The 9,198-nt window shown below is 72.9% G+C and carries 11 protein-coding genes and 1 pseudogene; 2 read left to right on the top strand and 10 right to left on the bottom strand.

Annotated features, from left to right (window positions below; all coding sequences use genetic code 11):
* Positions 1 to 511 (bottom strand): annotated as a pseudogene (locus HMPREF0731_RS25315) (hypothetical protein); the annotation flags it as partial.
* A 192-nt stretch (positions 512 to 703) separates the two neighbouring features.
* On the opposite strand from HMPREF0731_RS25315, the gene HMPREF0731_RS10665 reads away from it, so the two are divergent.
* Positions 704 to 2,044, top strand: coding sequence for an aspartate aminotransferase family protein (locus HMPREF0731_RS10665; protein ID WP_051014732.1), 1,341 nt, complete (start codon positions 704 to 706; stop codon positions 2,042 to 2,044).
* Positions 2,045 to 2,066: 22 nt separating this feature from the next.
* Here HMPREF0731_RS10665 and HMPREF0731_RS10660 read toward each other — a convergent pair whose 3' ends face one another.
* Positions 2,067 to 2,585 (bottom strand): YceD family protein, encoded by a 519-nt coding sequence (locus tag HMPREF0731_RS10660; protein WP_007004126.1) that lies wholly within the window; start codon positions 2,583 to 2,585, stop codon positions 2,067 to 2,069.
* Positions 2,582 to 3,136, bottom strand: coding sequence for a ubiquinol-cytochrome C chaperone family protein (locus HMPREF0731_RS10655; RefSeq protein WP_007004125.1), 555 nt, complete (start codon positions 3,134 to 3,136; stop codon positions 2,582 to 2,584). The genes HMPREF0731_RS10660 and HMPREF0731_RS10655 overlap by 4 nt, the downstream gene beginning before the upstream one ends.
* Positions 3,137 to 3,280: 144 nt before the next feature.
* Between HMPREF0731_RS10655 and HMPREF0731_RS10650 the strand changes: the two genes are divergently transcribed.
* The gene (locus HMPREF0731_RS10650; protein WP_007004124.1) at positions 3,281 to 3,808 is read left to right on the top strand and encodes an outer membrane protein assembly factor BamE; all 528 of its coding nucleotides are present in this window, start codon (positions 3,281 to 3,283) and stop codon (positions 3,806 to 3,808) included.
* A gap of 94 nt (positions 3,809 to 3,902) precedes the next feature.
* On the opposite strand, the gene HMPREF0731_RS10645 is transcribed toward HMPREF0731_RS10650, so the two are convergent.
* The 7 genes from HMPREF0731_RS10645 to HMPREF0731_RS10615 form a co-directional block, all read right to left on the bottom strand.
* A complete protein-coding gene (locus tag HMPREF0731_RS10645; protein ID WP_007004123.1) occupies positions 3,903 to 5,108 on the bottom strand; it encodes an MFS transporter in 1,206 nt (401 codons plus the stop codon).
* Positions 5,108 to 6,073, bottom strand: a complete 966-nt coding sequence (gene thiL / locus HMPREF0731_RS10640; protein ID WP_007004122.1) for a thiamine-phosphate kinase — start codon at positions 6,071 to 6,073, stop codon at positions 5,108 to 5,110. Before thiL ends, HMPREF0731_RS10645 begins: the two co-directional genes overlap by 1 nt.
* A 142-nt stretch (positions 6,074 to 6,215) precedes the next feature.
* Positions 6,216 to 6,728 carry a transcription antitermination factor NusB gene (gene nusB / locus HMPREF0731_RS10635; protein WP_007004121.1) on the bottom strand — a complete coding sequence of 171 codons (513 nt, stop codon included), beginning with the start codon at positions 6,726 to 6,728 and terminating at the stop codon, positions 6,216 to 6,218.
* Positions 6,725 to 7,207 (bottom strand): 6,7-dimethyl-8-ribityllumazine synthase, encoded by a 483-nt coding sequence (ribH, locus tag HMPREF0731_RS10630; protein ID WP_007004120.1) that lies wholly within the window; start codon positions 7,205 to 7,207, stop codon positions 6,725 to 6,727. The genes nusB and ribH overlap by 4 nt, the downstream gene beginning before the upstream one ends.
* Entirely contained in the window at positions 7,204 to 8,331 is a 1,128-nt protein-coding gene (ribB, locus tag HMPREF0731_RS10625) for a 3,4-dihydroxy-2-butanone-4-phosphate synthase (protein WP_007004119.1), read from the bottom strand. The genes ribH and ribB overlap by 4 nt, the downstream gene beginning before the upstream one ends.
* Positions 8,328 to 8,951, bottom strand: a complete 624-nt coding sequence (locus tag HMPREF0731_RS10620; protein ID WP_007004118.1) for a riboflavin synthase — start codon at positions 8,949 to 8,951, stop codon at positions 8,328 to 8,330. Before HMPREF0731_RS10620 ends, ribB begins: the two co-directional genes overlap by 4 nt.
* 1 nt (position 8,952) lies before the next feature.
* Positions 8,953 to 9,198: dihydrofolate reductase family protein (locus HMPREF0731_RS10615; RefSeq protein ID WP_211207921.1), on the bottom strand; the 246-nt coding region annotated here is incomplete at its 5' end.

Raw genomic sequence — 9,198 nt, 5'->3', positions numbered from 1 at the left:
GCCAGGGTCCAGCGTGCCGCCGGTGGGCATGCCGGGCCAGCCGCCGGCCTCGACGCGGGCGCGGGCGGCGCGCAGCGCCAGGCGCAGCGCCGGCATCTCGGGGTGGCAGCAGGGCGGCGCGCTCGATCACCTCGGCCGGCTCGGCGCTGCCATAGAGGGCGGCTTGCCACTGGCTGATCGGCTGGGCGGTCAGGTCGCGGCGGATGTCCGGGCGCGCGGCCTGCTCCGGCACATGGCCGTGCAGCAGGTCGGCCATGGCGGCGGCGGCGCTGGCATAGAGGGCGGCGACATAGCCCTGCGGGTCGGCGGCGGCGCGCGCATCCTCGGGGATGTCGTAATGGCGCGGGGTCAGCCCGTCCTGGTCCAGCTGGCGCAGCCGCGCGGCCAGGCGCAGCAGCGCCTCCCAGCCCGGCTGCGCGGCGGGGGCGCGGCCGGTGGAAACCCCTTGGGCGAAGGCTGGCAGCGGAAGCGCGGCGGCGATCAGCAGGGTGGACAGGTCTCTGCGGCGCATGACGCCTCCATACAAGGGGCGCCCTGCCCCCGCCAGTCTTGATACATCGTTGTTACGCGCCATCCCAGGCGGCTGAAAGGCTTCACATTGCTGCGGCTGTCGCATTCTGCGCTTGCAGCGGCGCCCTGGCGGCCGGGCTTGACCGGCGCCAGGGCCGGCCGCAGCCTGCCCGGGTCCGAGAGGGAAACGGTCATGCCCGACAGCGCGCCCGCCCAAGCTCCCGCCATGCCCGAGACCGGGCGCCGCAACGCCCCGCTCGGCGCGCTGCTGGAGGAGGCGCGGCAGGCCTATGCCGCCGCCCGCCCCCGCTCCGCCGCCCTGCATGAGACGGCGCGGCAGAGCCTGGCCGGCGGCAGCACCCGCAGCGTGCTGTTCTACACCCCCTTCCCCACCAGCATGGCGCGCGGCGAGGGCTGCCGGCTCTGGGATGCCGATGGCCGCGAATACATCGATTTCTGCGGCGAGTATTCCGCCGGGCTGTTCGGCCATTCCGAGCCGCGCATCCTGGCGGCGCTGCGCGCGGCGCTCGCCCGCGGGCTGAACTTCGCCGCCCCCGGCGGCGATGAGGTGGCGCTCGCCGCGCTGATCCAGGGCCGTTTCCCGGCGATGCAGCGCCTGCGCTTCACCAATAGCGGGACGGAGGCCAACATCATGGCGCTCACCGCCGCGCGCAATGCCAGCCGCCGCCCGGGCCTGCTGGCCTTCCGCGGCGGCTATCATGGCGGCGTGCTGGTCTTCACCCCGGGCGCCGAGGCGGTGAACCTGCCGATCCCGGTGACACTGGCCGACTACAACGACGCCGAGGGCGCCGCGGCGCTGATCCGCCAGCAGGCCGGGACCATCGGCACCGTCATCGTCGAGCCGGTGCAGGGCGCCGGCGGCTGCCTCCCCGCCGAGCCCGGCTTCCTGCAGGCGCTGCGCGACGCCACCGCCGAGACGGGCGCCATCCTGATCCTCGACGAGGTGATGAGCAGCCGCCACGCGGCGGGCGGCGTGCAGCAGCGCCTGGGCCTGACGCCGGACATGGTGACACTGGGAAAATACATGGCCGGCGGCATGAGCTTCGGCGCCTTTGGCGGGCGGGAGGACATCATGGCGCTGTTCGACGGCCACCGCCCCGGCGCCCTGCCGCATGCCGGCACCTTCAACAACAATGTCCTGTCCATGGCCGGCGGCGTGGTGGCGCTGGGCGAGGTGTTCGGCCCGGCCGAGGCCGAGGCGCTGTTCGCCCGCGGCGAGGCGCTGCGCGCCGCGCTGAACCGGGCGGTGGCCGGCACCCGCATGCAGTTCACCGGCATGGGCTCGATGCTCTGCCCGCATTTCCGGCCCATGCCGATCCCGCGCGCCTATGCCGCCACGCCGGAGGAGGAGCAGCTGCGCGAGCTGTTCTTCCTCGACATGATGCAGGCCGGGCTCTACCTGGCGCGGCGCGGCATGATGGCGCTCAGCCTGCCGGTGGGCGAGGCCGAATGCGCGGCGCTGGTCGAGGCCGTCGCCGGCTTCGCGGAGCGCCGCCGCGCCGTGCTGCAATAGCCCGGCGGCGGCGCCGCTTCCTTCAGGGGCGCTTCAGCACCGCGAAGGGGTTGGGACGCTGCGGCGCCGCCTCCTCCGGCTCGGCCTCATCCTCCGGCAGCACCGCCGCCAGCTCCGCCCCCGGGGCGCGCGGATAGGGGTCCAGCGCCAGGGAAAGCTGCTCGGCCAGCGCCTCGCCCAGTTGCATCACGCCGCGCTCCTCGGTCTCGATCTCGTCCGGCCCGTCCGGGTCGTCGCTGAGATCGGCGCCGGGGGCCAGGAAGCGCAGGTCGACCGGCTCGTCGAGCGTCTGCGTCACCGGCTCCAGCGTCACCACGCAGCTCTGCACCACCTCGGCCCGCAGCCGGCCGCGGACGCGGATGCCGCCCGATTTCTCCTCGCGCAGCTCCAGCTCGGCCGAGAAGGCGTTGATGGCGGGAATGCCGAAGCGCTTCGCCAGCGCCGCGCGCTCCTGCTCATTCGCCTCCAGCCGCTGGCGCCGCCCCTCGGGGCCGACCGCCACCCAGGGCAGGGTGCGGGAGAATTCCAGGGCTTCGCTCATGCCGGCGCCTCCTCGGGGCTGGGGAAGGTGGCCTGGCCCTTGGCCAGCGCCTCGATCGGCTGGCCGGCCAGCGCCGCGTCGATGGTGAAGGACAGCGCCGCCAGCTCGCGCGGCGCCGCGTCGGAGGGCTCCACGGTGCCGCGCCAGACATTGCGCGCCAGCGCCACGGCCAGGCCCTCGCGGTCGCCCGCCTCCAGCGGCGCCTCATAGGCCTGGGCGCGGCCGTGGAAGGCCTCCCACATGTTCTTCACCCGGCGGGCGATGGACATGTCGCCCACCCCCATCTCGCGCAGGTTGAAATCCATGTCGGCGAACATGGCGTCGAACACCGCCTGGGCCAGCGCCGCGCCGCGCGGGTCGGCATCGCGGTGCAGCCGGCGGATCAGCAGCGCCACATGCAGCCCGATCAGGTCGAACCGCCCGTCCAGCGTGTCGGCGACGCCGAGCCGCGTGAAGAAGGCCGGGTGGCGGGCGGCGCGCACGGCGGCGCCGTACAGCTCGAAGCCCTGCCGCTCATGCGGCTTGCGGCGGAACAGGCCGAACAGGGCCATCGGATCGGGGCTCCCTTGGAAGCGTGAGCAGGCGCCGGTTGACCCCGGTGCGGGGCGGTGGCAATCGGTCCTGCAGATGGACCGCATCCCCGCGCTGGTCAATCCGACGGCGCGCGGCCCTGGCCAAGAGGAATCCGGGCAACCGTGATCAGCAGCGACACCCCCCGCAGCCCCGCCCGCGCGCCGCGCCTCCGCGCCGCGCTGCTGGCGCTGGCCCTCGCTTTGCCCGCCGCCGGATGCTCCCTGTTCGACGCGCCGCCGGTGCAGCGCGGCAACCGGGTCGACCAGGACCTGCTCGCCCAGCTGACGCCGGGCGTGCAGACCCAGGCCGATGTGCAGTCGCTGCTGGGCCCGCCCAGCGCCACCGGCACCTTCGACCGCAACGAGTGGTATTACATCAGCTCCGTGACCCGCATGCGCCCCGGCACCACCGGCTCGGTGCTGGACCGCCAGGTGGTGGCGATGCGCTTCGACGAGCGCGGCACGCTGCGCCAGATCCGCCGCCTGGGCGAGGACGACATGCGCGACGATGTCGGCATGGTCGGCCGCACCACCCCGGTCCCCGGCACCGAGCGGACCGTGCTGCAGGCGCTGTTCGGCAATATCGGCCGGATCGGCGCCGGCGGGCTTGGCCTCGACCAGCAGGGCCCGGGCACCGGCCCCGGCCGCTGAACCCAAGGCGCCGGCCGCGCCACGCGGAAAGCCCCGGGGGAGCGATCCCCCGGGGCTTTGTCATGCCCGGCTTTTCGGGACCGGCGCGCGGGCCTCAGGCGGCGGCGCGCACCCGCCGCCCGCCCAGCCCCACCAGCAGCAGCGCCAGCCCGATCGCCGGCAGCAACATCAGGTTCAGCGTGGTCCAGCCCGCCAGCTCATGGATGGCGCCGGAGGCCAGCGCCGTGCAGGCCACCGTGCCGAAGACGATGAAGTCGTTGGTGGCCTGGGCGCGCACCCGCTCCTCGGGCCGGTGCGTCTCGGCCAGCAGGGTGGTGGCGCCCACGAACATGAAGTTCCAGCCCACCCCCAGCAGCGCCAGCGCGACGCCGAAATTGGCGAAATGCTGCCCGGCCAGCCCGACCGCGATGCACACCATGTTCAGCAGCGCGCCCGCCGCGATCACCCGCCGCACCCCGAAGCGGATGATCAGCCGCCCCGTGACGAAGCCCGGCGCGAACATCGACACCGCATGCATCTGGATGACCGTGGCGCTGGAGGCGATGCCGAAGCCGCAGAGCTGCATCTCCAGCGGCGTCGAGGTCATCACCAGGTTCATCGTGCCATAGGCCATGGCGCCGGTGATGGCGGCGATCAGGAAATCCGGCCGGCGCAGGATGGTCAGGATCGGCGTCGCCACCTTGGGCCGCGGCGGCGGCGGCGGCAGCCGCGTCATCGACAGCAGCGTGACGCACAGGAAAGGCAGCACCGCCAGGAACAGATAGGTGCCGAGGAAGGTGAAGGGCGGGATCAGCTCCCGCGAATGCTTCACCAGCTCCGGCCCGAAAATGGCGGACAGCACGCCGCCCGCCATCACCAGCGACACGGCGCGCGGCCGGTAGGAGGGGGTCGCCACCTCGGCGGCCGCAAAGCGGTAATGCTGCGAGATGCCGAAGCCCAACCCCGCCGGCACCGCGCCCAGGCAGTAGATCAGGAAGCTGCCATGCCAGACGCCGAGCGCGAAGGTCAGGCTGCCGAGGCCCGCCCCCACCGCGCCCAGGATGAAGCCCGGCTTGCGGCCCAGCCGCGCGAAGACCAGCCCGGCGGGGATCGAGGCGGTCATCGTCGCCGCCATCTGGATCGCCATGGGCAGGGTGGCCAGCGCCTTGTCGGTGGCCAGGCTGTGGCCGATCAGCGCCGACATCGCCACCTGCCCCACCGTGGAGGCCTGCATCAGCGCCTGGCACAAGAACAGCAGCCAGACATTGCGCCGCATGGCCGCGGCGGCCTGCGCCGTCTGCGCGGCCTCATGACCCGTCATCAGAAGTGACTCCATCCTCCCGTGCCGGGGGGGAGCTCCGCCCCGGCTTCGTCCAGCACGGTAACCAGGGCTTCGCCAGCCACGAAATGCCCGATGCGTGACACAGCCACGCCACAGGCGCTGGCCGCCGCCTGGATGGCGGGCGCAGCACCGGGCGCGGCGGCGAAGAGCAGCTCGTAATCATCGCCGCCCGAGAGCAGCCTCGGCAACAGCCCGGGCTGCGCCGTCACCAGCGCCGCCGCATCGGGCGAGAGCGGCACATCGCCCGCCCGCAGCACCGCGCCGCAGCCCCCCGCCCGGCAGAGATGGCCAAGGTCCTGCACCAGCCCGTCCGATACATCCATGGCCGCATGGGCCAGCCCCGCCAGCGCCTGGCCCAGCGCCAGCCGCGGCCGCGGCAGCCGGTAGCGGGAAGCGAGATAGCCCTCCGCATCGGGAACCTCGCCGCGCAGCGCCGCCAGCCCCAGCATCCCGTCGCCGATGCTGCCCGAGACCCAGACCTCGTCCCCCACCCGCGCGCCCGCCCGCCGCAGCGCCGCCCCCGGCGCCACATGGCCGAGGATGGTCAGCGACAGCGTCACCGGCCCGGGAATCGACACCGTGTCGCCACCCAGCACATGGATGCCGAATTCGCGCTGGTCCTCCGCCAGCCCGGCGGCGAAGCCGGCCAGCCAGGAATCCGGCGTGCCGCGCGGCAAGGCCACCGTCATCAGATAGCCGAGCGGCGCAGCCCCCATCGCGGCGAGGTCGGAGAGATTCACCCGCAGCAGCTTGCGGCCCAGCGTCTCCGGCGGATCGTCGGGCAGGAAATGCACCCCCGCCACCATGGCGTCCGCCGCCAGCACCAGCTCCCGCCCGGGCGGCGGGGCCAGCACGGCGGCGTCATCCAGCAGGCCCAGCGCGCCAGGGCCGGCCAAAGGCGCGAAATGCTTGGCGATCAGGGAGAATTCGGCGGGGATGGGCATCGCTTCACTCCACAACCTGGCCAGGGGCGCTGCCCCTGGACCCCGCCGGGGTGGCAAGGGCCACCCCGGACCCCGCCGTCAGGGGCGTGATCGCTGGAGGCGGACTCGCCGAACAGCGTGAATCACGCCCCCAAAAGTCAGTTTAGCGCTGAAACTCGGGGGCGCGCAGCGAACGGGCCATCGCATCCAGCACGCCATTGGCGAAGCGCGGCTCCTCGCCGCTGAAGAAGCCATGCGCGATGTCCATGTACTCGTTGATCACCACGCGCGCCGGCGGCTCCGTGCCGGAGGACAGCTCATGCGCCGCGGCGCGCAGCAGCGCCCGCAGCACCGGGTCCAGCCGCGCCACCGTCCAGTCGCCGGCCAGATGGCCCTGCAGGATGCCGTCCAGCGCCTCCGACTGGCGCGCCACGCCGCGCACCACCCCGGCGAAGAGCGGCACATCGGCCAGCGGCACCCGCCCATCCTCGAACCCGCCCGCATCGGGGCCGATGCGGAAACGGACGAACTGGTCGATCACCGTCTCGGCCGACTCGCCGGACTGCTCGCTCTGGAACAGCGCCTGGATGGCGGCGACGCGCGAACCGGTGCGCGGACGCCCCGCCACCGGCGGGCGCGGCTTCTTGCCCACGGGGCTGCCAGGGGCGCCGCTCATGCCAGCCCCCAGCGGCGGGCCAGCGCGATCTGCTGCAGCACGGCGTGCACCGCCTCCGCCCCCTTGTTGTGCCGGTCATCGGCGCTGCGCGCCTCGGCCTGGTCCAGGCTCTCCACCGTCAGCAGGCCGAAGCCCAGCGGCACGCCGGTCTCGCTGCTGATGTCCATGACACCCTGGCAGACCGCCTCGCAGATGAACTGGTAATGGTCCGTCTCGCCCTTCACCACGCAGCCGAGCAGCAGGAAACCGTCCCAGCCCTGCCCGGCGCGCAGCGCCATGCGCAAAGCCGCCGGCAGCTCATAGGCGCCGGCGACATCGACCACCTCCAGCGTGGCGCCCAGCTCGGCCAGGATCTTCTCCGCGCCGCGCCGCATGCCGCCGACCACGCCCTCGTAATACGGGGCCTGGATCAGCAGGATGCGCGGCGCGGGGCCGGGAATGGTGGGGGTGGCGCGTTCCGGCGCGTCGGCGGTGCTCATGCGGCGCCTTCTTCCTCGATGGGGCGGGTCTCGGCCACGGTCAGCCCGTAGCCTTCCAGCCCGACAATGGCCTTGGGATGGTTGGTCAGCAGCGCCATTTCCTTGACGCCGAGATCGGCCAGGATCTGCGCGCCGATGCCGTAATCGCGCAGCTCCGGCGGGGCGCTGCGGTCGCGCCCGGCGCGGATGCGCTCGGACAGGGCGGTGGGCTTCACGTCGCGGATCAGCACCACGACGCCGCGCCCCGTCTCGGCGATGGCGCGCATCGCGCGATGCAGCTCGCCCGAGCCGCTGGTGCCGACGATGTCGGCGAACAGGTTCACGGCGTGCATGCGCACCGGCACCGGGCCGGGGCGGGTCAGGTCGCCCTTCACCAGGGCGACATGCTCGCCATATTCCTGGGTGTTGGCATAGACGACGACGCGCCATTCGCCGCCCGGCAGCTCGGCCAGTCGGCTTTCCTCGACCCGCTTCACCAGCCGCTCGGTGCGGCGGCGATAGCCGATCAGATCGGCGATGGTGCCGAGCTTCAGCCCGTGATGCTGCGCGAAGGCCACCAGATCCGGCATGCGGGCCATGCTGCCATCATCGTTCATGATCTCGCAGATCACGCCCGAGGGGTTCAGCCCGGCCAGCCGCGCGAAATCCACCGCCGCCTCGGTATGGCCGGCGCGCACCAGCGTGCCGCCCTCCCGCGCCACCAGCGGGAAGACATGGCCCGGCGTCACGATCTGCTCGCGCCCGGCCTCGGGATTGATCGCCACCGCAACCGTGCGGGCGCGGTCGGCGGCCGAGATGCCGGTGGTGACGCCATCCCGCGCCTCGATCGAGACGGTGAAGGCGGTCTGGTGCCGCGTGCCATTGCTCTGCGCCATCAGCGGCAGGCCCAGCTGCTCGACGCGGTTGCGCGTCATGGCCAGGCAGATCAGCCCGCGCGCGTGGCGGGCCATGAAGTTGATGGCATCGGGCGTCGCGAACTGCGCGGGAATCACGAGGTCGCCCTCATTCTCGCGGTCCTCGTCATCCACCAGGATGAACATGCGGCCGCGCCGCGCCTCCTCCAGCAGCTCCTCGGTGGGGCTGAGGAATTCCGAGAAGGAGGTGCGCTGGGTCAATGTGCTCATGCCTTGGTTTCCTCCCTCTGGACATCGAAGTCCCGCAGCCGCGCGACATAGCGTGCCAGCATGTCGATCTCGATATTCACCGCATCCCCCGCCGCCAGACGGCCGAGCGTGGTGACCTCGGCCGTGTGCGGGATCAGGTTGACCCCGAAGATCAGCCCCTGCACCTCGTTCACCGTCAGCGACACGCCCTCCATCGTCACCGAGCCCTTGGGCGCGACGAAGCGCGCCAGCTCGGGCGGCAGCCGCACCTGGATGCGCAGCGAGCCATTCTCGGGCGCGACAGAAAGAACCTCGCCCAGCCCGTCGACATGGCCGGAGACGACATGGCCGCCCATCTCGTCGCCCATCTTCAGCGCGCGCTCGAGATTCAGCACGGTGCCGGGGCGCCAGCGCGCGAGGGTGGTCTTGCTCAGCGTCTCGGCCGAGACCTCGACGGCGAAGCGGCTCTCCTCCAGCGCCACCACGGTCAGGCAGCAGCCGGAGCAGGCGATGGAGGCGCCGATCTCCGCCCCCGCCAGCCAGCCCTGCGGCGTCGCCAGCACCAGGCGCATATCCTGCCCGGCGCCGAGCGGCGCGATCTCGGCCACCTCGCCCTGGGCGGTGATGATGCCGGTGAACATGTCAGGCGGTCCCCATTTCCGATGCCGTCTCGTATTCGCTGAACAGGTCCGCCCCCGGCAGCGCCAGGGCGGTGCGGCGATATCTGGGCATGGCGGACAAAAGCTCCAGCGGCAAGGCGTCCAGCGCAGGCCGGCCATCGCCGCCGATGATGGCGGGGGCGTGGAACCAGGCCAGGCGGTCCACCAGCCCGGCGCGCAGCAGGCCGGCGGCCAGCGCCGCGCCGCCCTCGGCCAGCACGCGGGTCAG

The sequence above is a fragment of the Pseudoroseomonas cervicalis ATCC 49957 genome, from assembly GCF_000164635.1.
Classification (GTDB): domain Bacteria; phylum Pseudomonadota; class Alphaproteobacteria; order Acetobacterales; family Acetobacteraceae; genus Pseudoroseomonas; species Pseudoroseomonas cervicalis.
The sequence above is the reverse complement of the archived record's forward strand: the minus strand, read 5'-3'. Positions and strand labels throughout refer to the sequence as shown.

Excerpts from the sequence above, each read along its gene's own strand:
- HMPREF0731_RS10645 (WP_007004123.1), bottom strand. The coding sequence starts at position 5,108 with ATGACGGGTCATGAGGCCGCGCAGACGGCGCAGGCCGCCGCGGCCATG.
- HMPREF0731_RS10665 (WP_051014732.1), top strand. The coding sequence starts at position 704 with ATGCCCGACAGCGCGCCCGCCCAAGCTCCCGCCATGCCCGAGACCGGG.
- nusB (WP_007004121.1), bottom strand. The coding sequence starts at position 6,728 with ATGAGCGGCGCCCCTGGCAGCCCCGTGGGCAAGAAGCCGCGCCCGCCG.
- HMPREF0731_RS10660 (WP_007004126.1), bottom strand. The coding sequence starts at position 2,585 with ATGAGCGAAGCCCTGGAATTCTCCCGCACCCTGCCCTGGGTGGCGGTC.
- HMPREF0731_RS10620 (WP_007004118.1), bottom strand. The coding sequence starts at position 8,951 with ATGTTCACCGGCATCATCACCGCCCAGGGCGAGGTGGCCGAGATCGCG.
- HMPREF0731_RS10655 (WP_007004125.1), bottom strand. The coding sequence starts at position 3,136 with ATGGCCCTGTTCGGCCTGTTCCGCCGCAAGCCGCATGAGCGGCAGGGC.
- ribH (WP_007004120.1), bottom strand. The coding sequence starts at position 7,207 with ATGAGCACCGCCGACGCGCCGGAACGCGCCACCCCCACCATTCCCGGC.
- thiL (WP_007004122.1), bottom strand. The coding sequence starts at position 6,073 with ATGCCCATCCCCGCCGAATTCTCCCTGATCGCCAAGCATTTCGCGCCT.
- ribB (WP_007004119.1), bottom strand. The coding sequence starts at position 8,331 with ATGAGCACATTGACCCAGCGCACCTCCTTCTCGGAATTCCTCAGCCCC.